The sequence below is a fragment of the Cohaesibacter sp. CAU 1516 genome (genome assembly GCF_005771485.1).
Classification (GTDB): domain Bacteria; phylum Pseudomonadota; class Alphaproteobacteria; order Rhizobiales; family Cohaesibacteraceae; genus Cohaesibacter; species Cohaesibacter intestini.
This window is the reverse complement of record NZ_VANT01000011.1, coordinates 1-24,844: the sequence shown is the minus strand read 5'-3', so window position 1 is coordinate 24,844 and position 24,844 is coordinate 1. Positions and strand designations below refer to the sequence as shown.

Sequence of the window (24,844 nt, the reverse complement as noted above, 5' to 3'; positions counted from 1 at the left end):
TCAGGCCTTTTCGGCTTCGCTCTTTGCGTCGTTGCCGTCCGGCACAAACAAACGCTCGATCTTGTCGGATATATTGACCAGCCCATCGAGTTTGATGCCATTCGCATGGGCCGAGGGGGCCGGCTGATGGATCAATTTTTTGAGGGCGGCTGCCATGGTGGCAGGATCTCTTGACTGCTCAGGTAAGAGCATTGTGACCCAATTCAACTCTTCGGCGCGTTTTGTTCGGATCAATTGTTCTTCACGCGGTTCTGTCCGCGGCACGATCAGGGCAGGTTTGTCAAAGGACATGATCTCGCAAAAGGTGTTGTAGCCCCCCATGGCGACCACATATTTGGCCTTGGCCACGAGATTTTCCATTTTGCTGTCAAAGGCAATCATATCGACATGATCGATGTCAGCGCCAAGCTCGATCAGCGCATGGCGATCTTCAGCTGGCAGATAGGGACCCAGAACGATCAGGGCTCGGGTCGTCAGGCTGGGATCATGATGATAGGCATTGAGCACATCGCGCACCAGATCATCCCCATCGCCACCACCGCCTGTCGTGACCAGAATGAAGTCCCCTTCGTCGAGCGCATGGCTGCCTTCATCCGACATGGCGGTCTGACGCTGCAGAAAGCCGACAAACTCCATCCGGTCGCGCACCGACTGCGGCACATCGAGGCCAGTCAGCGGATCGTAAAAGTCATTCGGTCCATAGACCCAGATCTCATCGAAAAAATGGTCGATCTTGTCCATCGTTTCCTTGCGGGCCCATTCCGCATCAAGCAAGTGGGGCGCGTCCATCACGTCACGCAAGCCCAGCACCAGACGGGTATCATGGGCCTTGAGATATCGCAGAGTCTCCTCTACTTCGCCGCGCAAGCCCATGGGCTCTTTGTCGACAATGAAGATGTCCGGTTTGAAAATCTCGGCACTTTGGCGAATGATGGCAGAGCGCATGGCCAGCGTTTGCTTGATGTCGATATGCTTTTCCATCGAGCTATATTCGCCATTGCGCAGTTTGATCACGCTGGGGACCTTCACGAAATCGACCCGCGCTCGATATTCATAGGCACCGGCAATCGTCGCGCCGGAGACAATCAACACTTCCAGACCACTGAAATCTTCCACCAGTGAATGCGCGATGGTTCGGCAGCGCCTCAGATGCCCCAGCCCGAACGTGTCATGGCTATACATCATGATGCGAATATTCAGATTTCGACGTGCCATGTCTCTCTCACCGTCAATGAATGAAGTGCCATCTTTGCTGGTATGGAACCCCGATGAAACAGGGGCCTCGAACGCAATATGTTCTGAACTGTAGGTCACTGGCAAAATCGCGACTGCGCGCCTCTTTTTCTACAACATGGTGCTACCTAAAGGGGTCCGCAGCGTCACGCAACCCATCTCCAAGAAAATTGAAGGCCAGAATCACCAAAATGACCGGAACAACCGGCAACAAAAGCCACGGATAGAGCGCAATTATGTTTATGCCTCTGGCTTCGGTCAGCAAGATACCCCACGAAGTGATCGGCGGCCGGAGGCCAAGACCGAGAAAACTGAGCGCGGTCTCGCCCAGAATCATGCCCGGAATGGTCAGGGTGGCGCTGGCAATCAGATGCGACATGAAGCCGGGCACCAGATGGCGCAAAATGATCCGCCTTGGCTTGGCCCCCACCAATTGGGCAGCCAGCACATAATCTTCCTCGCGCAGGGCCAAAAGCTTGGAGCGAACAGCGCGGGCCAATCCGGTCCAGTCCAGAAGTCCGAGGATCAGCGTGATGCCCGCATAGACCAACAACGGATGCCAGGTCACCGGAATGATCGCCGCCAAGGCCAGCCAAAGCGGGATCGACGGGATCGATTGCAGCACTTCGATGATCCGCTGCACCGTCATGTCAATGAAGCCACCATAATAGCCTGCCAAGCCACCGATCACGATGCCGAGCACAAAGCTCATGATGATGCCGAACAGGCCGATGGTCAGCGAAATCCGCGCCCCATAGAGAATGCGCGACAAAATGTCCCTGCCTAGCCGATCTGTCCCCAGCCAGAAGAATTTACCCCCTTCGGCGGGGCAGATCAGATGCAAATCGCCGTCATACAGACCCCAGAATTTGTAAGGCTCGCCCTTACAGAAAAACCGCAAGGGCTGCACATCCTGCTTGTTGTCCTGATAGACCCGCTGCAATTTCGTCATGTCTAGTTCCATCGTCCGGCCATAGACAAAGGGGCCGACAAAGCTGCCTTCATGGAACAGATGGATCGATTGTGGCGGGGCATAGATGTCGTCGAGATTGCGGGTTTCCAGACTGTAAGGGGCCAGAAACTCGCTGAACAGAATGCTCAGATAGCAGACCAGAAGGAAGATCCCCGAAATCACGGCAGGCTTGTGTTGACGAAACTGGATCCACATCAGCCGCAATTGCGAAGCGGCGGCGAGGCCTTTCTGATCGCCCTCATCCTGTTCGACCGCATAAGGGTCGAACGGAGCATCTGAGACATAATGCTTGATCGGAGCGCCCGGTGGCGGCAGCATGGCAGTCATTTGGCGCGTCCTCCCCCGAAACGGATACGTGGATCAAGCAAGGCAAGGGCGATGTCAGACACCAGCATGCCAATCACCGTGAGGAAGGCGAGGAACATCAGGAACGAGCCCGCCAGATACATATCTTGGGAACTGAGCGCCCGCACCAGCATCGGCCCGGTGGTTTCCAGCGACAGCACGATTGCCGTCACCTCGGCCCCTGAAATGACCGCGGGCAGGATTGAGCCAATGTCGGAGACAAAGAAATTGAGCGCCACGCGCAGCGGATATTTATGCAGCACCTTTTTGGGGTGCAGACCCTTGGCCCGCGCCGTCACGACATATTGCTTCTGCAATTCATCCAGCAAATTGGCCCGTAGGCGGCGGATCATAGCCGCCGTCCCCGACGTACCGATGATCAGCACCGGAATCCACAGATGCTCAAGGATCGACCAAAATTTCGGCCAGCTCATCGGCTGGTTGAGATAGGCCTTGTCCATCAGCCCACCGATTGAGATGCCGAACCATTTGTTGGAGAAATACATAATCACCAGCGCCAGCATGAAATTCGGCACCGCAATGCCGATCATGCCAAGGAAGGTCAGGCCATAATCCCCCCAGCTATATTTGTGGGTGGCCGAGTAGATGCCGATGGGGAAAGCAAGGGCCCAGGTGACGATGATCGTCAGCATAGAGACCAGCACCGTCAGCCAGAAGCGGTCACCGACCACATCGCTGACCGGCAGGCGATATTCGAACGAATAGCCGAAATCCCCCACCAGCATGCCACCAACCCAGCGGACATATTGCTCAACCACGGGCTTGTCGAGGCCATAGCGTTCGCGCAATTCCTCGATTTCCGCCAGATCGGAGGCTTCGCCCATGGCGCGCAGCTCGGAAATGTAGCTGTCGAAATAATCGCCCGGGGGCAACTGGATGATGGTGAAGACCAAGGCTGAAATGATCAGCAAGGTCGGGATCATCATGACGATGCGCCGCAAGATATAACTCAGCATGGGTCAGCTTTCCTCGTCATACCAGAAGGTGTCCGGCATGTAGACGCCCAGATAGGACATGGGATAATAGCCATAAAGCCCCTTTTCCGGCAGATTGCGCAAGTTGGCGGCCGAGACGACCGGATGAAGGGCACTGTTCAGGGTCCCGATTGAAAAGACCTGATCCGCATGGATTTGCAGCATCTTATGCCAGATTTCGGTTTTCTGTGCGTGGTTGGTCGCATGACGCCATTGCTTGAGCAGATCCACCAGTTCCATTACGATGGGCATGTCAGGCGGCTCGCCCTTGGTCATGGCGGATTGATAATACATACCCCAAACAGGCCATTGATACTGATCGTCCGCTGACGGGGCCAATGCCTGAGGCGAAATGTCCGCTGTTGGCACCCCATTGTCGAGACCGAACCACACCGCCATCATGATTTCACCACCGATCGCCCGCTTGCGAAACACCTCGCGCTGGGTTGAGCGGGTAAAGATGCGAATGCCACAGCGGCGGAAATGATCGGTCATCAGTTCCAGTATGTCGGTTTCAAGGGTGCTTTCCCCTGCGGTCTCGATGATGATGTCCATTGGACGCCCATCGGGCAAATGACGCTGGCGACTGAAGCGCTTTGTCTTGAGCCCCATCTCGTCAAGCAGCCGGTTGGCTGCGTCCGGATCAAACTGGGCATAGGCTTGCGCATAGGCGTCCTTATAGAGCGGGCTTTCCGGCAAGACCGTATTGGCACTCTCTGCCGCCAGTCCGAAAAACAGCGCTTTGTTGATTTCTTCGCGATTGATCAGCAGCGACACCGCCCGGCGGAACCGCACATCGCGGAACACGTCGCGCCAGACCGGATCCTTGTAGGTCAGGTTGGGATAGAGCGCGAAGCTCGAACCCTGCGCCCGTCGCCACAGACTGACCTTGATATGGTTGGTTTCCTCTGCGGTTTTCATCAAGGTGAAATCGGAGAAGGTCAGACCGCCGAACTGCAGATCGCTCTGGCCGCTCGAGGTCGCAGCCGGAATGATGTCATTGGTGCTGACATTGAGTTCAAGCCGGTCGAGATAGGGCAGTTGCAGGCCATTCTCGTCCACCCGGTGATAATAGGGATTGCGGGTGAAGACAAATTGCTCAGCAGGCGGACTGGTGCGCGGCATCCAGGCTTCCAGCGTCGGCAGATCGGGGTTTTCCGGCCGATTGGTGCGCGAAACCCGCTTATGCAGACGTACCCAGTCATCCACCCGATATTTGTAGGACAGCTCCTCAAGCTTCTGAGACGGCTGGTACTTCGCGTGGAACTGCTTCAGATAGGTCGATGGCATGAAGATTTTGAGTGGCACTGGCTGGGCCAGATTGGCAAGGAAATCCGGCATCGTGTCGTGCCATGTGTAACGCACGGTGAGTTCATCAAGCACTTCAAAGATCGGTGGCTTGCCGTCAATCAGCATGTTGGCCGGTGGACCGCCACGATAAAGCTCCTCATTGAGGATCACGTCTTCCCAGCAATAGCGGAAGTCTTCTGCCGTAAAGGGAGACCCGTCCGACCAGCGATGCCCCTCACGCAGTTTGAAGGTGAAGACGCGGCTATCCGCGTCCACCTCAAACGAAGCCAGCAGGTCTGGCACCAGATTGAGTGCTTCGTCATAGCCGATCAGGCGGGCATAGCTGTTGATTGGCACCAGCCGAATGCCCCGCTGGCCACCAATCAGGGTCCGCAATGTGCCCCCATAGCGTCCGGCGGCACGCCCCATCTGAGCGAGCTTGACGACACGCGGATTGCTGGGCAACCGCTCTTGCACGGGTGGCAACTTGCCCTTGGCGACCAGAATTTTCAGAAAATCCGGTTCCAGATCCCTTGCTTGCGCCTTGGCCCCGATCGGCAACAAGGGCAGGGTGGCGGCGCTGGCCAGCAGGCTCAGTGCGTTGCGTCTGGTGATCATCCCTGTGCTCCCTCGATGCTTGCGCCTCGTTTGGCGAGCACTTTGTGGTCGCCGCCCAGATCGATCATCGTCAGGGCATTCTCATCGTCAAACTGGAAGTCTGACGGCCATGTATCCTGCAAGGCGCTGCTGGCTTTCATCGGAATGTCGAAATTGAGCTTTCGGTCAAGATCCGGATAGGGCACCGCTTCCAGTAGCGAACGGGTATAGGGATGGACCGGATTGGCCATCAAGGCTTCGCAAGGGGCAATCTCGACGATGCGCCCCGAACACATCACCGCCACCCGGTCCGCCATATAATTGACCACCGCCAGATTGTGCGAAATGAACAGATAGGTCAGACCCAGTTCCGATTGCAGATCCTTGAGCAGATTGAGGATCTGTGCCTGCACCGACACATCAAGTGCTGAGACCGGCTCATCACAAACCACCAGACGGGGACCAAGTGCCAAGGCCCGGGCGATGCCGATGCGCTGCCTTTGTCCGCCAGAGAAGCTGTGCGGATAGCGGTTGAGCGAGGCACGATCCAGCCCAACGGCGCTGAGCAGATTCTCAGCCACATCCAGCCGGTCTTTCCGGTTACCCAACTGGTGGATGTCGAGCGGTTCGGTCAGGATATTCTTCACCGTCATGCGCGGCGACAGGGACGAGACCGGATCCTGAAACACCATCTGAATATCCGAGCGCAAGGCTTGCAGGGCCGCTCCGTTGCATTCGCTGATATTAATTGGTCCCTGCTCGTCCACATAATGGATCGATCCTTCATCGGGCTCCAGTGCCCGCATCAGAATCTTGGACAGGGTGGTCTTGCCGCAACCGCTTTCCCCGACCAGTCCGAGACATTCACCCTTGAAAATATCGAAGCTGACGTCGGAGACGGCCTTTTTGGGGGCATGTCCCGATGCCTTCAGGCCCCAGCTCTGTTTGCGGGTGGCAAAGCTCTTGTTGATGCCCTGCACTGAGAGAATGACTTGCGGTGCCGCGCTGTTGCCATTGGCAGCGTCGCTCTGTTTGGTATAATTGCCGAGCCCCCGAACCTTGTCGATGGGGATCTCGCGCAGAGGTTTCAGCCGATCCCCCTGTCCCATGCCGAAATGCGGCACGGCTTCCATCAGCCCCTTGAGATAGGGATGGGTGGGGTTGCGAAAAATGTCGTCCACCGACCCCATCTCCATGATGTTGCCGCGGTGAATCACCACCACCTCATCGGCCATATTGGCCACCACGCCAAGATCATGGGTGATCAGCAACACCCCCATATTGAGCTTGGTCTGCAAGTCCTTGAGCAATTTCAGGATCTGCGCCTGAATGGTCACATCGAGCGCCGTGGTCGGCTCGTCAGCAATCAGCAACGAGGGGGAGCATATCAGCGCCATGGCGATCATCGCTCGCTGTCGCATGCCTCCGGACAGCTCGAAAGGATACATCTCATAGATGCGCTGCGGATTGTCGAAGCCAACCATCGCCAGCGTTTCGTGGCAAAGCTCGATTTGCTCCATGGGTGACAGATTCGTATGGATCGCCAGACTTTCGCTGATCTGGTTGCCGATCGTGTGCATCAGCGAGAAGGACGTCATCGGCTCCTGAAAGATCATGCCGATGCGGTTGCCGCGAACATGGCGGATTTCTGCGCCATCCTTGGGCAGGGTCAACAGGTCCACTGGTGGCTCGTCATAGCGGGCATCATCGAACCAGACATTGCCCTTGACTGTCGCCGTCCTCGGCGCGATACCCATCACCGCCTGAGAAATGACCGATTTGCCCGATCCGGACTCGCCGACCAGAGCCGTCACCTTGCCGGGCAAGACCCGCAGGCTGGCATTTTTCACCGCCCTGAAATGTCCGCCGCCGATCAGCGAGAAATCAACCGACATCCCCTCAATGCGAAGCAGGTCTTGAGCCACGGTCGGAATGGCTGTGGGATCGGTGGATGCGTTGGGCACCTGCACTGGGTCTTGAGCGGTGGGCGACATGAAAATTCCCAAAATTTTGAAATCCGTGAAGGAAGAGACTATCTCAAGCGATGCAGACTTTCCAAGATGGGCATGCGAGTTTTTGCGCATGCTTGATCCAATGAGTTTCAAGATCAATAGCATGATCAAAGTGACAAACAGAAATCACATTGATCATAGAGGGAAAAAGACCGGAGCGCCTATGGAAAAACTCAGACAAGTGCTCGCCGCGGCCGCCAGCCTGCGCGATGCCGGAGAGAACGAACGCGCCTGGCAGGTGCTGGAGGCGGCCAAACAGGACACTGGGGTGATGGCAGTCCAGCCTCACACAGCGTTGGGCTTGCCGCGCAAGCTGCATGCCGCGATGCTGCGCACCGCCAAACGCGACGGCAATGCCCTGTTGAAGATTGCCTATCAATATCACCTTGTGCCTGACCCGGCGCTTTTGGCTGATCTGACCAAAGTCAGCCCCGATGACAGACGCGCGATTGTCGCGGCCAACCAGCAGGCCATCCCCAGAATCATCCATCAAATCTGGATCGGGGAGCGCCCGGTGCCAGAAGCAACCCGCGCATGGGCCAGCCATGCGGCAAGCAATGGGTATCAATACAAGCTCTGGCGCGAAGCCGATCTGCAAACACTCGGCATTGATGTGCTGCCTGAATTCAATGACATGCTGGCAGCAGGCGATTATCCCGGTGCGGTTGATGTGGCCCGCTATGTTATCCTCGCCCGCGAGGGTGGCATCTATCTCGATTGCGACTGGTATCCCGCCCGAATGGACCGGAGCTTTGATGCCTTTATGTCGATGGCCGGATTGACGGCCATGGCCGAGCCGGTCCCGCGCAATCTTGGGTGGGGCAGCATGCTGCTCTATAATTCCTTCATTGCGGCGCCCGCCGGTCATCCGGCAATGACGGGCATGATCGAGGCGATCCCCGATGTCCTGAAACGCTTGGCTGACGCGCCCGCATGGTGGAGCACTGGCCCGCTGCTTTTCACCCTGATCGCGCGTCGCGGCCCGATCCAGTTGCTCGATCCGGCCTTTGTTGCCGCAAGCTTGAAGGCACAGACGCCGCTGGCAGATATCAGGGCGGCTTGTCAGGCTGCCGAGGCTGCGGGCGGGGCCAACGGCCTGTTGATGGATTGGAAGGAATGGTAACACGGAAAAGAAGCTGCCTTATTTTGGCGCATTTCGGGTTATAGTGCTCAAACCAATGGCAGATTGACGGCTTTGGTCTGAGGATGGCAGTGGGGAAAAAACGGATTTTCCTCCTGCGTCTGGGCCAATCCTCTGGAGAGAATCGGATCTGTCCGAGCGTTTCAACAATAGGTCTGGCTCACAGCGGTTCGCAGCCACAGGCCTCTGGTCAAAGAGGCTGTGAAGCAACGCACAGCGAACCGGTCAAGGAAAGGAAACGGCATGGCAACAATTGCCCTTGTCGATGATGATCGCAACATTCTGACATCTGTTTCCATCGCACTGGAAAGCGAAGGATACAAAGTGGACACCTATACCGACGGTGCCTCGGGTCTCGATGGCCTGTTGCATGCCCCGCCGGATCTGGCGATCCTCGACATCAAGATGCCCCGTATGGACGGGATGGAACTTCTGCGCCGATTGCGCCAGAAAACCGACCTGCCGGTGATCTTTCTGACGTCCAAGGATGATGAGATCGACGAGCTGTTCGGTTTGAAAATGGGTGCGGATGATTTCATTCACAAACCCTTCTCCCAGCGCCTGCTGGTCGAGCGGGTGAAGGCGGTTTTGCGCCGGGCACAGGCCCGTGAGGTAAAAGTCTCTTCCGATGGTCAGACCGCTAAGGCCGACCTGTTGGAGCGCGGTCTGCTGAGCATGGATCAGGAGCGGCATACCTGCAGCTGGGATGGCAAACCGGTCACCCTGACGGTCACGGAGTTTCTGATCCTCTTTGCGCTGGCCCAGCGTCCCGGCGTGGTCAAAAGCCGCAACGCCCTGATGGATGCCGCCTATGAAGATCAGGTCTATGTCGATGACCGAACCATTGACAGCCACATCAAGCGTCTGCGCAAGAAATTCAAGGCAGCCGATGACAATTTCGATATGATCGAAACCCTCTATGGGGTCGGTTACCGGTTCCGGGAACAGGGTTGATCCGATCGATCAACCGGAGCGCCAATAGAGGGATGTTGAAAAAGCATCGACAATCTGCCTATTCCATACAGGACATTCTGCTTTGAAATTTCTCATTTCCCCAACCTCCCCCTATTCCTCGAAGGTTTGCATGGCCGCGCGGTTCTGCAACATCGAAGCTGAGTGCGCTACGGTTGTCACGACGGACGACCCGGATGTTCTGATTGAAAACAATCCCTTGGGTAAAATACCAACCCTTTTGACCGATGACGGCAAGGCCATTTTTGACAGCCGCGCAATCATGCAATTCCTCAACCGCGAAAGCGGTGGCATGCTCTACCCTGAGGATCCTTCGGACCGAACCGACGTGGAGGTTCTCGAAGCGCTTGGTGACGGCATCACCGACTGCCTGCTTGCACAGGCCTATGAAATTCGCTTTCGCCCCGATGACAAGATATACCAGCTGGCGCTTGACCGGCAGTGGGAGAAAGTCGCGCGGGGCCTCGACCGATTGCAGGTGGCCCCACCAACATTGGCTGATGGGCTAAATGGTGGCCATCTGGCTCTCGCCGGAATGGCAGGGTATCTGGCACTTCGCTTTGCCGGGCGTTGGGAAGAGCAATGGCCATGGATCAACGAATTTATGGATGCGTTTCGCGCGCATTATCCAGCCTTGGCTGAACGTCTGCCAAAACACGCATAAAGAGGGCCGGTTTGCGCCAGCCAAGGCGGATATGACAAGGGCAAGGCCCGTGTCTTGGCGATCAGAGAATGAATGAGGGATAAGCCGACAAAGCATAAGGCAGGCATATCCGCAGACTGGAAGACCATGTTGCAGAAAAGCAGGGACAAACAGGAAGCCAAGCGAGCCTCTTCCGGTGAAAGCCGGAAGCGCAGCCTTGCGCCCTTGCGCAGCCTTGGTGCTTCAATTGCCTTTTCTTCCCTGACCCGTCGGATCGTCTTTCTCAATCTTGCCGCGTTGGCTGTGCTGGTGCTTGGCATTCTCTATCTCAACCAGTTCCGCGAAGGCTTGATCGATGCCCGCGTCTCTTCTCTGCTGACTCAGGGCAAGATCATCGCCGGGGCCGTAGCGGCCTCAGCGGCGGCTGACGCCGACGCGATCACCATCAATCCGGATCGGCTGCTGGAACTGCAGGCGGGTGAAAGCTTCACACCGACTGATGATACCTTCGGATTCTTCGAGTTTCCCATCGATCCCGAACGGGCGGCTCCCATTCTACGCGCGGCTATTTCACCCACCGACACCCGTGCCCGTATCTATGATCTGGCTGGCAATTTGGTGATTGATTCCCGCCAGCTTCATGCCCGTGGCATCCTGCGTTTCAATCTGCCCGAGCCGGAGGTGGAGCGCGAGGAGGGTTGGACGGAAGTCTGGAGCCGGTTCGTCAGCTGGATCCGACAGGCCGATCTGCCCCTCTACAAAGAGCTGGGCAGCACCGACGGGCGTCGCTATCCGGAAGTCTCCCAGGCCCTTGACGGGTCGGCCGCGTCGATTGTCCGGGTCAACGACAAAGGACGTCTGATTGTCTCTGCTGCCGTGCCGATCCAGCGCTCCCGTGTCATTGCAGGCGCCTTGCTGCTCTCCACCCGCGACGGGGAAATCGATGAAATCGTTCAGGCAGAGCGCTGGGGTATTGTCCGGGTCTTTCTGATTTCCGCCTTGGTGACCGGTACCTTGTCCATTCTGCTCGCCGGGACCATTGCCGGCCCGGTGCGCAAATTGTCCGAAGCCGCAGAACGGGTGCGTCGCGGCGTCAAGGCCCGCGAACAGATCCCGGATTTCTCCGACCGCAAGGACGAGATCGGTCAATTGAGCCAATCCTTGCGGGCGATGACCAAAACCCTGTATCAGCGCATGGATGCAATCGAAGCCTTCGCGGCCGACGTGGCCCATGAGCTGAAGAATCCCCTGACTTCCCTGCGTTCGGCGGTAGAAACCCTGCCTCTGGCCAAGAAACCGGAATCCCGTGAGCGGCTGGTGGGCATCATTCTACATGACGTGCGGCGCCTTGATCGGTTGATCTCGGATATCTCAGACGCCTCGCGTCTGGACGCAGAGCTGGCGCGACAGGATTCCGAGCCCCTTGATCTGCAGGCCCTGATGGAAACGATCGTCACCATTCAGGATGAAATCGGGTCCAAATCCGACATTCATGTCACGCTGAGCCTGTCCGGTGGTGAGGACATGGACGATGCTTTCATGGTCCATGGCAACGACAGTCGTCTGGGGCAGGTCTTTGTCAATCTGATCGACAATGCCCGCTCCTTTACCGCGCCGGGCGGCACCGTCGATGTTGCCCTGACCAGACAGGACAAGAAGGTCGTTGTGACCGTCGACGATCATGGACCGGGCATTCAGGCCGAGGATGTCAATCGTGTCTTCGAGCGCTTTTATACCGACCGTCCGCAGGGCGAGGATTTCGGTCAGAATTCCGGTCTTGGTCTGTCCATCTCCAAGCAGATCGTCGAAGCCTATCAGGGGACGATACGCGCGTCCAATCGCACCAGTGCGCCGGACGAAGACCCCGCCCATGAAGAGGCCGAAGCGACGATTCTCGGTGCTCGCTTTACGGTCGAGTTGCCCGCAGGTCCTGTCAATGCGACGAAAAGGCTTGATCCCAAATCCGACCAAAACAGCTAAGCTGGGTGAATGAGCACCAAATAATCTAGGCTGTTGGGAGCCTGCCATGTCGCTTTATCTTGACCCGGACCATGACGAAGCCCGCAATGGGCCCATCTTCGACATCCCCGATCATCTGGCCCAAGGCAGTGACATCATGCATGCCGCTTCACTGGTGATCGGCAGTCTCGGCATCCTGATCAGAGGGGCTACCGGCAGTGGCAAGTCCCTGCTTCAGCGTCATTTGCGGCAAGAGGCCGACCATCGCGGCCTCTATGCTGCTCTTATCAGCGACGATTATGTCCGCCTCGCGCGAACTGCTGGCGCCGAGCACCAAGCTCCATCCCTTCTGGCTTTTGCACCATTGGCAACCCGGCGGCTGCAAGAGGTGAGGGGCTTTGGTGTCACCGAACTGTCCCCTGCCCATCATCTGACCAGTGCTGTCATGCACCTGCTGATCGACCTGACCGATGCCAAAGACATTGTGCGCATGCCCTCGCGCGATGAGGCCCGATTGGACGTGCAGGGTGTTCGCATTGATCACCTGCAGGCACCGGAGCGCCAATCCGCACTCGCTTGTGATCTGATTTTTGCCCGTCTATCCACATGGAAGGCTGGTGGATGACGGCTCAGGGCTGTCTTTTGGGGTTGCGTTCGTCCCCATGTTGGTGAAGATAGGCAGTCTTTGGTGCCCAACGGGATGTAGTAAGGACCATCCTGACTAAAACCCGTCGGGGTGCCGGACATATGAAGGAGAGCAGACATTCCATGATTGGTCTTGTCCTTGTTACACACGGTCGACTGGCCGAAGAATTTCGTGCCGCGCTGGAACATGTGGTCGGGCCACAGGAGCAGATCGAGACCATCTGCATCGGCCCGGATGATGACATGGAGCAGCGGCGTCAGGATATTCTCACCGCCGTCGAAGCGGTCGACAAGGGCGATGGTGTGGTTTTGCTCACCGACATGTTCGGTGGAACACCGTCCAATATGGCGATTTCCGTCATGGACGAGAACAAGATTGAAGTGTTGGCCGGTGTCAATCTACCGATGCTGATCAAGCTGGCCAGTGTGCGCGCCGACCGTACGATGACCGAAGCTGTTCATGAGGCTTGTGATGCAGGCCGAAAATATATTAATATTGCCAGTGACTTGCTGTCCGGCTGAGCGGAGTGTTCCGACCGGCTCGTCCAGATCCCTGACGTGATTCTGGGCAAGGGCAGTCAATAGAGTGTAACCCCTTGCCAAGAAAGCCGTTTCGTCAGACGTGTCCCAGTCCTCTTTCTCCGAACGATTGTGCATCAAGAACAAGCGTGGCCTGCATGCCAGAGCATCGGCCAAGTTTGTCCAGACAGTTGATCAGTTTGATGCGGACGTACAGGTCTCCAAGGACGGTCACACGGTGTGTGGCACGTCAATTATGGGTTTGATGATGCTGGCGGCAGCGCCGGGCTGTCACATTGACGTTGTGACGTCGGGCAATCAGGCTGAAGACGCGCTGAAGGCGATCTCCACTCTGATCGAAGACCGCTTCGGCGAAGGGGAATAGAGCAAGCGAGCTGGGTTGTTCGCACTTGCAAGATGTGCGCCGCAAAAAGTGCACCAAGATGTTGTTTTTTCTATTCTCATTCGGGCAACCTTCGCTCTTCAATTCGACCTTTCAGACCCTTTGAAGCCGCTTTGCAAAAAGTTTTCCCCGCCATTTTGGGCGCATCAATTGGTCGCATTGATCTGGTTTTTTCCGGACCGATTGGCCCTATTCCTGATCAGTAAAAAGCCGTTCGAAGTCTTGAAAATGCATCATTCCTGCTGAAACCTCAGATTGTGTCCTAAGTTGTTTTCTGCAAAATGGTTTTTAAAATAAAGATTTCGATTGTATTTTGGAAGTTTAGAGTAAATGTAAAAAGTTGTTTCCGTTTTATCTGGGGTATTTATTGGAAATATTGGTGAACTATTTTTTTTAAGGCAGTGGCAGTGTCGAACCTGATCGACAGGATTTTGGAGATCTTTGATTGACGAGCCATAAAGAGAATTGTTAATCTTCTGTCTGCTGCGAAAATCTGGACCATTAAACAGACAAGGAAGACTGCGTGAACAGTCCCAAGTTCGGATTTTATTCTTTTGAGAATTCCGGGGTGATGTCGGCCCCGGTCATGCACGAGATCACCCTTCGCGCACCTGTGCGCGGTCGCTTCAACTGCAACGAGATTGATCTACCTATCCAGATGGCATCCCAAAGCCGTCCTGCAGTGGATCAGAATATATGAGACATACCATCCCGGAGGTAAATATGAAACGCTTTGTGATCGCAGCCTTGATGCTGTCAGGCTCCGCCTTTGCTGCACAGGCTGCAGATTGTGGCAAAGTCACCATCGCAGACATGAACTGGAACTCTGCAACGCTCATCGCCAATGTTGACCGCTTCATTCTCGAACACGGCTATGGCTGTGAAGCCGAGCTGGTTCCTGGCGACACCATGCCGACTGGCGCATCGATGACCGAGAAGGGTGAGCCGGACATTGCTCCGGAATTCTGGGTTAACTCCATGCGCGAAGCCATTGACAAGGGTGTCGAAGAAGGTCGTCTGGCCATTACCGGCGCCTCCCTGTCTGATGGCGGCGAAGAGGGCTTTTGGGTACCGAAATATATGGTCGACAAGGATCCTAGCCTTGCAACCATCGAAGGGGTGCTGAAGAACGTCAAGATGTTCCCGCATCCGGAAGACGATTCCCTCGCAGGCTTCTATGGCTGCCCGGCTGGCTGGAACTGTCAGATTTCTTCCGGCAACCTGTTCAAGGCTTTGAACATGGAAGAGGCCGGCTTTGAAATTGTCGATCCGGGTTCAGGCGCGGGCCTCTCTGGTTCCATTGCCAAGGCCTATGAGCGTGGCGAAGGCTGGCTCGGCTACTACTGGGCACCGACCGCTGTGCTCGGCAAGTATGAAATGGTCAAAGTTGACTTCGGTTCCGGCGTCGACGACAAAATATTCAAGGAATGCATCACCCAGGCAGATTGCGCGGATCCAAAACCAACCATGTATCCGCCTTCTGAAGTCTGGACTGTGACCACCGGTGATTTCTCCAAGAAACATGAAGAGATCGCCGCTTATCTTGGCAAGCGTTCTTTCAAGAACTCCCAGATGAACGGTCTTCTGGCATGGATGGAAGACAATCAGGCTGACGGCGAAATTGCTGGCATCCACTTCCTGAAAGAAAATGAAGCCCAATGGTCTTCCTGGGTTCCTGCTGAAGCGGCTGAAAAAGTCAAGAAAGCGCTCGCAGAGCTCTAGAAAGCATGATTGCGCCTTGTCATAGGCGCACGAATCCCGGACCCTGCTTGGGGCCCGGGATTTTGTTTTTTAAACAGACATATTGGAGGCAAGCAAATGGCGGATGCGTCATGGCTGAGCGAATTCCCCTCACTTGATAGAGGCACCCTTGTTGCTATCCGCAAAACTCTGGACGGTGCCTATCGCAGTTTCTCCCGTGAATATGGCGAAGCCATCGAAACGATCTTCGATCCCCTTCTTGCCTTTTTGATCTGGTTCGAGAAACTGCTGCTGAACACCCCGTGGCCCATCATTATCTTGGCCATCGGCGCCATTGTCTTCAGCGCCAGCCGCTCCTGGAAATTGTTGATCGGTGTTGTCATTTCCCTGTTGCTGATCGGCTATTTCGGCATGTGGGAAGACACCATGCGGACCCTTTCGATGATCACGGTCTGCACGTTGATGGCGATTGTCGTGGGCATTCCGGTCGGTATTGCCATGGCCCGGTCTGATCGGGTTCAGGCGGTTGTCACGCCGATTCTCGACATCATGCAGACCATGCCTGCCTTCGTTTATCTCATTCCGGTTGTGATGCTGCTCGGCATCGGCAAGATTCCCGGCCTGATCGCTGTGGTCATCTATGCCATTCCGCCCGTCATTCGCCTTACCAACCTTGGTATTCGCCTTGTCGACAAGGAAGTGCTGGAAGCCGCGACCGCCTTTGGGGCGAGCCCGCACCAACGCCTGTTCGGTGTTCAGGTGCCGCTCGCCATGCCGACCATCATGGCAGGCATCAACCAGACCATCATGATGGCTCTGGCGATGGTTGTTGTGGCCTCGATGATCGGCGTGAAAGGCCTCGGCCAGCCGGTTCTCAAATCGATCACCAACCAGTATTTCACCCTCGGCCTTTTCAATGGCCTCGCAATTGTGGCGCTCGCCATCATCTTCGACCGGGTATCCCAGGCTTACGCCCAGCGTAGCCAGAAGCATATGAAAGGAGCCCACTAATGTCTGATACATTGATTGAGGTAAAAGGGCTCTACAAGCTGTTTGGCAATGAACCTGAAAAGCATATGCCACTGGTCCATCAGGGTTTGAGCAAGGACGATATCCTCGCCCAAACCGGCCATACGCTCGGTCTCAAGGATATCAACCTGAAGATCAAAAAGGGTGATATCTCGGTGATCATGGGTCTGTCCGGATCGGGCAAATCGACACTCATCCGCCACTTCAACCGGCTGATCGATCCGACCGAAGGCCAGATCATCGTTGACGGCGAAGATGTGATGAAGCTGTCGGAAAAAGAGCTGGAACAATTCCGCCGTCACAAAATGTCGATGGTCTTTCAGCGCTTCGGCCTTTTGCCTCACCGCACAGTGCTCGATAATGCTTCCTATGGTCTGACGGTTCAGGGCGTGAGCAAGGCGGAAGCCCATGAGCGGGGTGTCGAATGGTTGGCAACGGTCGGTCTGGCTGGCTATGAGAACCAGTATCCCTCGCAATTGTCCGGTGGTCAGCAGCAGCGCGTCGGGCTTGCCCGTGCCCTTGCAACCAACGCTGAAATCCTGCTGATGGACGAGGCTTTCTCTGCCCTCGACCCGTTGATCCGTTCGGAAATGCAGGATCAGCTGATCGAGTTGCAGGAAAAGCTGCACAAGACCATCATCTTCATCACCCACGATCTGGATGAGGCCCTGCGTCTTGGCAATAACATCGCCATCCTCAAGGATGGTGAGCTGGTTCAGGACGACAAGCCGGAAGAAATCCTGCTCAACCCGGCGACCGACTATGTCGAGGCCTTCGTGCGCGACGTCAACCGCGCCCGGGCCCTGAATGTGGAAACGGTTATGCAGCCCCAGGCCTTCCGTATCACCGCAGCCACCATCGGTGAAGCACTCAAGCAAATGCGGGCCCATTCCGATGATTATGCCTATCACGTCACCGATGAGGGCTATCAGGGTACCCTGACTCAGGAAAGCCTTGAGGAATATTATCAGGAAGATGCCAAGGCCGAGCTCTGCGAAGAGCATTATGCCGATGTGCCGCACATCTCGCCGGATGCTCCGCTAGAGGAAGTGCTGCCTGAGACCCTTTCCGCTGACTATCCGGTGCCGGTGGTCGATGACGAAGGAGAGTTCCATGGCTCGTTGTCGCGGGATGATCTTGCCGGTGTTCTGAGCAATGAGTCGTCCTCCGAGGAGAATAACGCAAAATCGAAAGATGCCGAAGAGGGCGTTGAAGCGAGCTCCGAAGCAAGAGAGAAAGCATCAGAGGCGAAGAAGCCAGAACCGGCGTGACCGCTCTTATATCAACAAGACAAAGAAAAGGGGGCGAAAGCCCCCTTTGTTATTTCAGCACCATGGTGGTTTGACGGACAGTCCCGGCAAGCCCTAGCTTGCTTGCCCGAGATTTTTGCGCATCTGGACAAACCGCATCGCGCGCTGGGAAGAGGAAATATCCAGTTCCTTGTAACGAATGATGCTGCGACCGCCTGCACTCAGTGGCAGCTTCAGCTTATCACATCGCACCCGCATCACACGGGTGAAGGCATCGACGCTGACATCCAGTGACTTGCACAGGATGGCGATCGGGTCGTCATTTTCCTGATAGAAGGCATTGGAAACCAGTGGTTCATCCATATCAGCCATGGCAGCAAGAAGAGAGATGAGGTCTGCGCTGCGGTCAGCTTCGGCCAGTTGGATGATGGCGTCAGACAATTGCACCTTGCCTTCTTTCACATCGGTGATCAGCAACTTGGTTTCAATCCGGCCCTTGCGTCCATCCAGCTTTTCGGCGGTAACACGTTTTTGTGCCATATCGAGCAACTCGCCGCCCATGGCCGAATCCTGTTCGAACAATTGCACCAGACGTTGCTTGCCTTCCTGAGGCAGCAATGGCAGCAGGTTTTTGGCGGCCTCGATCGTGATGTCAGGTCGGGCGCTCAGACTGGCCTGGAGGATTTGGTCGCCAGAGGCATTGTTAACCAGTTTGTCAAACCCTTTGGATGTGATTTCTGCGCCCTTGTTCTGGGTCACCTTGTGCCAGACTTCCCGCGTGCCATTCTCGATCAGTGCATCGGTAACCGTGCCCGAAAGGCTTTCACGCTGGGCGATGCTTGCCAGATGACTTGGGGACAGGGACTGGGAAAAGGCAACGAAATCGTCATCGGTCAGGACCGGGCTATGCTGCAACATCGGTCCGGCCACCGCAACGTCGTCTTGCGCCAGTTGGCGTGCGACATCAGACGGCAGACTGTCATGGGGTGCGGCGCGTTCGGAAAATTCCGCGCGTCCCTCAAGATCGACATCATCGAGCATTTTCAGCACGATATCGCGAAAAATCACGGCTTCCTTCTGAGAATGATGCTCGGCGCCATCAAAAAACATGTCAGCCACACGACCGAGCAGTTCTCTGCGTTTGTCACTTGACTTTTCGCGGGCTAGATCTGTGATGGTATCAAGCATGAACAAACTCTTCTTGTCGCGCGGGTTGCAACCCACATCATTGGTGTCGCGCCATGGTCATCAGCGGCGTCAACCTGAAAGTCTTCTGGATCCTGAAGCAGCTCTGTCTTAAACAGAACCCAATCTGAAACAAGTCTAGGCGCCCGAGTCTAAGATTAAGTTAATTGCAACAAACTTAAACAACGTTCCCTAACTGGACTTGGTTGAAAAAGACCGACCAAAAGGATAGCGGTCTGTTGGTGGCTTTGGGTCTCAAGGCATCGCTCCAGAGGCCACATGGGACAAGCTCCATCCATCGGAGCAATAAAGGCCTTGGAAACCCCTGTCTCCAAGGCCGATTTTTAAGGCAAGGCCAGTTGTTTCGGGTCGATCTACAAGGCTCGCGACCCGAATCCTGCCCTTCGTTGGTTACCAGGCGATACGGTCGATATTCTCGAACGTGATGCTGCTGCCATCGGCAAAGTCGATGGTGCCAGTGGCATCGTCACTGAGCAGCATCTGTTCGCCGTCCGGCGTGATCCCAGAATAGCCCGAGGTCAAGTTGATGGTCCAGTCGGTCCCATACTCGGTCGTCTCCGTGCCATCTGCGGCCAAGATCTCGATTGAGTCGGTCCAGTCCGAACCAGTGCCACCATTCACACTGTCGTTGCCATCCCCCATCATGTAGAAGAAGCTGTCATTGCCATCGCCTCCGGACATGGTGTCATTGCCGATACCGCCATAGATCATATCGGAGCCGCTACCACCAACAATCACGTCACTGCCATGGTCACCATACAGGGTGTCATTGCCGCTGCCGCCATCAATCGTGTCGTTGCCGTCGCCGCCATAGACGATGTCACTGCCGTCATAGGCATTGATGGTGTCATCCCCGGCACTGGCTGAAATCAGGTCCTCACCATTGGTGCCATCAAGGGTTTCAGAAGCGGAGGTGCCCGTCACCTCATTCACAATGTGTGGTTCCTCGACCTGAATGTCGAAGCTAGTCGTGGTGGTGGCGGTGTCTCCATTGGACATTTCAGTCGTTGTGGCGGTCACCTGCACATTCACCGTACCGACATAGTCCGCAGGCGGTGTTGCCTGCAGGTTGTCTAGATCCCAGCTGGCGATATCGCCGCTGCCCCCATCAGCGCCAATGGTCACCGTATGACTGCCGTCGCTCAGGACCGTGCCGTCCGGCAAATTGCCAAGGGACAGGGCCAGACTCTCAGAACCGTCATTGTCTGGAAGGGTTGGCAGGATATCGGGCAAGTTGATGGCCGCTCCTGCTTCCCCATGGGCTGCAGAGGTGATGGATTCGACCATAGAGATATTGTCGATATGCATACCGCGTCCATAATCCACATCGACACCGGCTTCGCGGATCTCGATCTTGGAAGGATCGCCATCACCCGTCAGGTTGATGGTGTGGGTCTGCCAGTTATAGGTGGTGCTATCCTGCGCATTGTCCGAAATGGTGGCAACCACTTGACCGTCCCAGATGATTTCGATTGTGTTGACATCTGCGCCATAGCCCGGCCGCCCGGCATAATCGAGGGTCAGAGTGTAGGTTGCTCCGTCAACCGTGTCGACGGTTTGATAGATATTCGGGGCATCCGCATAGCCATCGCGCGGATCGGTATTCAGCTCGATATGGGTGCTCGCGGCACCATAATCGACCGTATCACCCTGCCACACCTCGACGGAACTGTCGGTCTGCCAGCCTTCGGCTTCCGGCAGGAAGGCCGACGTGTCCCCGGCAAGGGATTCAAAGTTGGTGTTGATGATTGTTGTCTGGGCATTGCCGATAGAAAGGCTCGGCGCATCTGCGATCGGGTCAACATTAATCGCGAAGGATTGTTGCGTCGAGATGCCGCCGCTATCGGTAGAGGTGATCGTCAGATTGACGGTCGGTTCAGCGTCCGCATCGATGCTCTGGCCATCTTTGAGCTTCAACACCATGTCGCCGCTATCCTCAACCACCTCAAAACGGCTGTCAGAGACAGTGTAGGTATGGCTGTCGCCATCATCGGTGTCGGTCGTGGTCAAGATGCCGATGATCTCGCCGGCATTGTCCTCAACCACCATCGTGCCGCTCAATTCGATCGACAAAGGCGTCTCGTTGATATCGCCAACTGTGACATTGAGGATCTGGCTGTCCGAATTGCCCGCGCTATCGGTCACCGTCACGGTGACATCGACTGTCGGTTCCGCCTCATGATCGAGGGACGCCCCGTCTTTGAGCTTGAGGATCATTGTGCCGGAGCCATCATCCACCACTTCAAAGCGGCTATCGGAAGCAGTGTAGCTGTAGCTGTCGCCGACATCTTCATCAATCACACCAAGGGTGGCGATTTTGGCTCCCGCTTCATTTTCCAGCACCCCGAAGCCATCGGAATCAGTGATCTGGAAGTTGTCGAGGATGGTACCAAAACTGTTGTCGGAACCAATTTCGTTGAAGGTGATGACATTCGAGCCGTCGCCAGAGCCGCCCACGATGTCAAAGGTGTAAGTATGCCAGCCCATCCCATCGGTGGATGGGTCGACCGTGGCAATCACCTCGCCATTCCAGACGATCTCGACCACACTCTGCCCAGCCGCAGCTGAGGCATCACCCGTGCCCGAGCCATCGGCACCGCGGGATTTTAAATCCATCGACAAGCTGTAGGTATCACCGTCTTCCATGCCTTGCATTTCGCGGCTCAACGATCCGTTGGTGGTGCCTGCCAGATCCACATGATGATCCCCATCGGTCGCTCCAAGACCCATATGGCCACCTTCATGCACATCAATGTTGGTCTGTGACCAACCGTCAATCGTCGCACCTTCGTACCAACCAGTGCCGTCTCCACCACCATGCACGCCATTGCTGAACTGCTCAAAGCTGCCGTTATAGAGGAAGTTGAAGGATCCTTCTGCCGTCAGCGTAACGCCTTCATTGACATCGGCTACATTGATCGAGAAGTCTTCGGAATAGGTGCCGCCATTGCCGTCATTGGTGGTAACCGTCAGATTGACGCTTGGCTCGGTCTCATGGTCGAGGCTCTGGCCGTCTTTCAGTTTCAGCGAGAGCGTACCACTGCCATCGTCGACCACTTCAAAGCGGCTGTCAGAGACAGTGTAGGTATGTGTATCGGACGTATCCACATCGGTGGTGGACAGGGTGCCGACAGTTGCCCCATCGGCATTCTCGTTGATCGTGTTGTTATCAAGAATGATGGCCGTTGGGGCGTCATTGGTGCCGGTGACAACAATATTGACCGTTGCAACATCGGATTCACCTTTGCCATCTTCTGCCTGATACTGGAAGCTGACGGTGCGGCTTTCGCCCACGGCGAGGTCGTCAAAGTCCGTGCCTGGATCAAAGGACGTTTGCCCATTGGCATCCATCGTCAGGGTGCCTTCCGAAGGCGCTGAAACGATGGAATAAGTCAGGCTGTCGCCATCACCATCCGTCGCATAGGCTTGACCGGACCGGATACCATTTTCCGCAACCGTTACCGTGCCGCCATAGGCGGTTACGCCTTCATTGATGTCGGCGACATTGATCGAGAAGTCTTCGGAATAGGTGCCACCATTGCCGTCATCAGAGGTGACAGTGAGGGTGACAGACGGTTCGCTCTCATGATCAAGGGACTGACCATCCTTGAGCTTGAGAACCATGGAACCAGCGCCATCATCAACCACTTCAAAGCGGCTGTCAGACACCGTGTAAGTATGCGTGTCAGAGCTATCCACGTCAGAGCTGGTCAGGGTGCCAATCACTGCGCCGCCATCATTCTCGTCAACGGACGTTGCCGAGAGGTCAATCGCAGTTGGGGCATCATTGGTGCCGGTCACTTCAATGGTCACGGTGCCGGTATCGCTCGAGCCCTTGCCATCGTCGGCGGTAAAGTCAAAGGTCACCGTGCGGCTTTCGCCAACGGCCAGATCATCAAAGTCGGTGCCCGGGGCAAAGCTGTAGGAGCCATCTGCATTCAGCGTGACCGTGCCTTCCGAAGGCGCTGAAACGATGGAATAAGTCAGGCTGTCGCCATCACCATCCGTCGCATAGGCTTGACCTGACCGGATACCATTTTCCGCAACCGTTACCGTGCCGCCATAGGCGGTTACGCCTTCATTGAGATCGGCGACATTGATCGAGAAGTCTTCGGAATAGGTGCCACCATTGCCGTCATCAGAGGTGACAGTGAGGGTGACAGACGGTTCGCTCTCATGATCAAGGGACTGACCAACCTTGAGCTTGAGGACCATATTGCCAGAGCCATCATCAACCACTTCAAAGCGGTTGTCAGAGACAGAGTATGTATGCGTGTCAGAGCTATCCACGTCAGAGCTGGTCAGGGTGCCGATCACCGCGCCGCCATCATTCTCGTCAACGGACGTTGCCGAGAGATCAATCGCAGTTGGGGCATCATTGGTGCCGGTCACTTCAATGGTGACGGTGCCGGTATCGCTCGAACCCTTGCCATCATCAGCGGTAAAGTCAAAGGTCACCGTGCGGCTTTCGCCCACGGCCAGATCATCAAAGTCGGTGCCCGGGGCAAAGCTGTAGGAGCCATCTGCATTGAGCGTGACCGTGCCTTCCGCAGGCTGGCCATCAAGGCTGTAGCTGATCGCATCGCGATCGAGATCCGTGGCCGTGACATTGCCATCAAGGCTTACATTCTCGGACGTGGTCTCAGAGGCATCATCAGCGGTGACCGCTTCATTGAGATCGGCGACATTGATGGTGAAGTCCTGATCGAAGCTTCCACCATTGCCGTCATCAGAGGTGACGGTGAGGGTGACAGACGGTTCGCTCTCATGATCAAGGGACTGACCATCCTTGAGCTTGAGGACCATATTGCCAGAGCCATCATCAACCACTTCAAAGCGGTTGTCAGACACCGTGTAAGTATGCGTGTCAGAGCTATCCACGTCAGAGCTGGTCAGGGTGCCGATCACCGCGCCGCCATCATTCTCGTCAACGGACGTTGCCGAGAGATCAATCGCAGTTGGGGCATCATTGGTGCCGGTCACTTCAATGGTGACGGTGCCGGTATCGCTCGAACCCTTGCCATCATCAGCGGTGAAGTCGAAGGTCACCGTGCGGCTTTCGCCAACGGCCAGATCATCAAAGTCCGTGCCCGGGGCAAAGCTATAGGTGCCATCTGCATTGAGCGTGACCGTGCCTTCCGCAGGCTGGCCATCAAGGCTGTAGCTGATCGCATCGCCATCGAGATCCGTCGCCGTGACAGTGCCATTGAGCGCCACATTCTCGGACGTGGTCTCAGAGGCATCATCAGCGGTGACCGCTTCATTGAGATCGGCGACATTGATCGAGAAGTCTTCGGAATAGGTGCCGCCATTGCCGTCATCAGAGGTGACGGTGAGGGTAACAGACGGTTCGCTCTCATGATCAAGAGACTGACCATCCTTGAGCTTGAGGACCATATTGCCAGAGCCATCATCAACCACTTCAAAGCGGTTGTCAGACACCGTGTAAGTATGCGTGTCAGAGCTATCCACGTCAGAGCTGGTCAGGGTGCCGATCACCGCGCCGCCATCATTCTCATCAACGGACGTTGCCGAGAGATCAATCGCAGTTGGGGCATCATTGGTGCCGGTGACTTCAATGGTCACGGTGCCGGTATCCGTTGAGCCCTTGCCATCGTCGGCGGTAAAGTCAAAGGTCACCGTGCGGCTTTCGCCAACGGCCAGATCATCAAAGTCCGTGCCCGGAGCAAAGCTATAGGTGCCATCTGCATTGAGCGTGACCGTGCCTTCGGCAGGCTGGCCATCAAGACTGTAGCTGATCGCATCGCCATCGAGATCCGTTGCCGTGACAGTGCCATCAAGGCTCACATTCTCGGACGTGGTCTCAGAGGCATCATCAGCGGTGACCGCTTCATTGAGATCGGCGACATTGATCGAGAAGTCTTCGGTATAGGTGCCGCCATTGCCGTCATCAGAGGTGACGGTGAGGGT

General features: G+C 56.0%; 18 protein-coding genes. 11 read left to right on the top strand and 7 right to left on the bottom strand.

From position 1 onward, the window contains the following. The 5 genes from FDK21_RS18825 to FDK21_RS18805 all read right to left on the bottom strand — a co-directional run bounded on the left by FDK21_RS18825 (position 1) and on the right by FDK21_RS18805 (position 7,328). Positions 1-1,215: a glycosyltransferase family protein gene (locus tag FDK21_RS18825; RefSeq protein WP_138150443.1), complete on the bottom strand. Its 1,215-nt coding sequence runs from the start codon at positions 1,213-1,215 to the stop codon at positions 1-3. Positions 1,216-1,357: 142 nt separating this feature from the next. Beyond that, the gene (locus FDK21_RS18820; protein WP_138150442.1) at positions 1,358-2,533 is read right to left on the bottom strand and encodes an ABC transporter permease; all 1,176 of its coding nucleotides are present in this window, start codon (positions 2,531-2,533) and stop codon (positions 1,358-1,360) included. After that, a complete protein-coding gene (locus FDK21_RS18815) occupies positions 2,530-3,528 on the bottom strand; it encodes an ABC transporter permease (protein ID WP_114007960.1) in 999 nt (332 codons plus the stop codon). Before FDK21_RS18815 ends, FDK21_RS18820 begins: the two co-directional genes overlap by 4 nt. 3 nt (positions 3,529-3,531) lie before the next feature. Beyond that, positions 3,532-5,454: an ABC transporter substrate-binding protein gene (locus FDK21_RS18810; protein WP_138150441.1), complete on the bottom strand. Its 1,923-nt coding sequence runs from the start codon at positions 5,452-5,454 to the stop codon at positions 3,532-3,534. Further along, entirely contained in the window at positions 5,451-7,328 is a 1,878-nt protein-coding gene (locus tag FDK21_RS18805) for an ABC transporter ATP-binding protein (RefSeq protein WP_246657627.1), read from the bottom strand. The genes FDK21_RS18810 and FDK21_RS18805 overlap by 4 nt, the downstream gene beginning before the upstream one ends. A 280-nt stretch (positions 7,329-7,608) precedes the next feature. Here FDK21_RS18805 and FDK21_RS18800 point away from each other — a divergent pair, with 280 nt between their 5' ends. The 11 genes from FDK21_RS18800 (at position 7,609) to FDK21_RS18755 (ending at position 17,728) form a co-directional block, all read left to right on the top strand. Continuing rightward, positions 7,609-8,568: a glycosyltransferase gene (locus FDK21_RS18800; RefSeq protein WP_138150439.1), complete on the top strand. Its 960-nt coding sequence runs from the start codon at positions 7,609-7,611 to the stop codon at positions 8,566-8,568. 261 nt (positions 8,569-8,829) lie between these two features. Then, entirely contained in the window at positions 8,830-9,540 is a 711-nt protein-coding gene (locus FDK21_RS18795; RefSeq protein ID WP_114007958.1) for a response regulator transcription factor, read from the top strand. Between the two features lie 82 nt (positions 9,541-9,622). Then, positions 9,623-10,222 (top strand): glutathione S-transferase family protein, encoded by a 600-nt coding sequence (locus tag FDK21_RS18790; RefSeq protein WP_246657624.1) that lies wholly within the window; start codon positions 9,623-9,625, stop codon positions 10,220-10,222. A gap of 72 nt (positions 10,223-10,294) precedes the next feature. After that, positions 10,295-12,181 carry a sensor histidine kinase gene (locus tag FDK21_RS18785; RefSeq protein ID WP_281405413.1) on the top strand — a complete coding sequence of 629 codons (1,887 nt, stop codon included), beginning with the start codon at positions 10,295-10,297 and terminating at the stop codon, positions 12,179-12,181. A gap of 46 nt (positions 12,182-12,227) precedes the next feature. Beyond that, positions 12,228-12,785, top strand: a complete 558-nt coding sequence (locus FDK21_RS18780; protein ID WP_114007955.1) for a hypothetical protein — start codon at positions 12,228-12,230, stop codon at positions 12,783-12,785. Positions 12,786-12,928: 143 nt separating this feature from the next. Continuing rightward, entirely contained in the window at positions 12,929-13,327 is a 399-nt protein-coding gene (locus FDK21_RS18775) for a PTS sugar transporter subunit IIA (RefSeq protein WP_114007954.1), read from the top strand. 100 nt (positions 13,328-13,427) lie between these two features. After that, entirely contained in the window at positions 13,428-13,709 is a 282-nt protein-coding gene (locus tag FDK21_RS18770; protein WP_114007953.1) for an HPr family phosphocarrier protein, read from the top strand. Positions 13,710-14,250: 541 nt separating this feature from the next. Next, positions 14,251-14,427, top strand: a complete 177-nt coding sequence (locus FDK21_RS20695; protein ID WP_157967520.1) for a hypothetical protein — start codon at positions 14,251-14,253, stop codon at positions 14,425-14,427. Positions 14,428-14,450: 23 nt separating this feature from the next. After that, complete coding sequence (locus FDK21_RS18765) at positions 14,451-15,449, top strand: ABC transporter substrate-binding protein (protein ID WP_138150438.1); 999 nt, start codon at positions 14,451-14,453, stop codon at positions 15,447-15,449. A gap of 96 nt (positions 15,450-15,545) precedes the next feature. Beyond that, positions 15,546-16,439, top strand: a complete 894-nt coding sequence (locus FDK21_RS18760) for a proline/glycine betaine ABC transporter permease (RefSeq protein WP_114007951.1) — start codon at positions 15,546-15,548, stop codon at positions 16,437-16,439. Beyond that, positions 16,439-17,728 (top strand): glycine betaine/L-proline ABC transporter ATP-binding protein, encoded by a 1,290-nt coding sequence (locus tag FDK21_RS18755; protein WP_138150437.1) that lies wholly within the window; start codon positions 16,439-16,441, stop codon positions 17,726-17,728. The genes FDK21_RS18760 and FDK21_RS18755 overlap by 1 nt, the downstream gene beginning before the upstream one ends. Positions 17,729-17,821: 93 nt before the next feature. Here the strand turns inward: FDK21_RS18755 and FDK21_RS18750 are convergent, their stop codons facing one another. After that, positions 17,822-18,895, bottom strand: coding sequence for a DUF2336 domain-containing protein (locus tag FDK21_RS18750; protein WP_138150436.1), 1,074 nt, complete (start codon positions 18,893-18,895; stop codon positions 17,822-17,824). A 408-nt stretch (positions 18,896-19,303) separates the two neighbouring features. After that, on the bottom strand, positions 19,304-24,844 hold a 5,541-nt coding region (locus tag FDK21_RS18745; RefSeq protein WP_138150435.1), incomplete at its 5' end, for a calcium-binding protein.

What these genes read in the sequence shown, in the direction of transcription:
- FDK21_RS18825 (WP_138150443.1), bottom strand. Translation starts at nt 1,215, where the DNA reads ATGGCACGTCGAAATCTGAATATTCGCATCATGATGTATAGCCATGAC.
- FDK21_RS18820 (WP_138150442.1), bottom strand. Translation starts at nt 2,533, where the DNA reads ATGACTGCCATGCTGCCGCCACCGGGCGCTCCGATCAAGCATTATGTC.
- FDK21_RS18815 (WP_114007960.1), bottom strand. Translation starts at nt 3,528, where the DNA reads ATGCTGAGTTATATCTTGCGGCGCATCGTCATGATGATCCCGACCTTG.
- FDK21_RS18810 (WP_138150441.1), bottom strand. Translation starts at nt 5,454, where the DNA reads ATGATCACCAGACGCAACGCACTGAGCCTGCTGGCCAGCGCCGCCACC.
- FDK21_RS18805 (WP_246657627.1), bottom strand. Translation starts at nt 7,328, where the DNA reads ATGTCGGTTGATTTCTCGCTGATCGGCGGCGGACATTTCAGGGCGGTG.
- FDK21_RS18800 (WP_138150439.1), top strand. Translation starts at nt 7,609, where the DNA reads ATGGAAAAACTCAGACAAGTGCTCGCCGCGGCCGCCAGCCTGCGCGAT.
- FDK21_RS18795 (WP_114007958.1), top strand. Translation starts at nt 8,830, where the DNA reads ATGGCAACAATTGCCCTTGTCGATGATGATCGCAACATTCTGACATCT.
- FDK21_RS18785 (WP_281405413.1), top strand. Translation starts at nt 10,295, where the DNA reads ATGAGGGATAAGCCGACAAAGCATAAGGCAGGCATATCCGCAGACTGG.
- FDK21_RS18780 (WP_114007955.1), top strand. Translation starts at nt 12,228, where the DNA reads ATGTCGCTTTATCTTGACCCGGACCATGACGAAGCCCGCAATGGGCCC.
- FDK21_RS18775 (WP_114007954.1), top strand. Translation starts at nt 12,929, where the DNA reads ATGATTGGTCTTGTCCTTGTTACACACGGTCGACTGGCCGAAGAATTT.
- FDK21_RS18765 (WP_138150438.1), top strand. Translation starts at nt 14,451, where the DNA reads ATGAAACGCTTTGTGATCGCAGCCTTGATGCTGTCAGGCTCCGCCTTT.
- FDK21_RS18760 (WP_114007951.1), top strand. Translation starts at nt 15,546, where the DNA reads ATGGCGGATGCGTCATGGCTGAGCGAATTCCCCTCACTTGATAGAGGC.
- FDK21_RS18755 (WP_138150437.1), top strand. Translation starts at nt 16,439, where the DNA reads ATGTCTGATACATTGATTGAGGTAAAAGGGCTCTACAAGCTGTTTGGC.
- FDK21_RS18750 (WP_138150436.1), bottom strand. Translation starts at nt 18,895, where the DNA reads ATGCTTGATACCATCACAGATCTAGCCCGCGAAAAGTCAAGTGACAAA.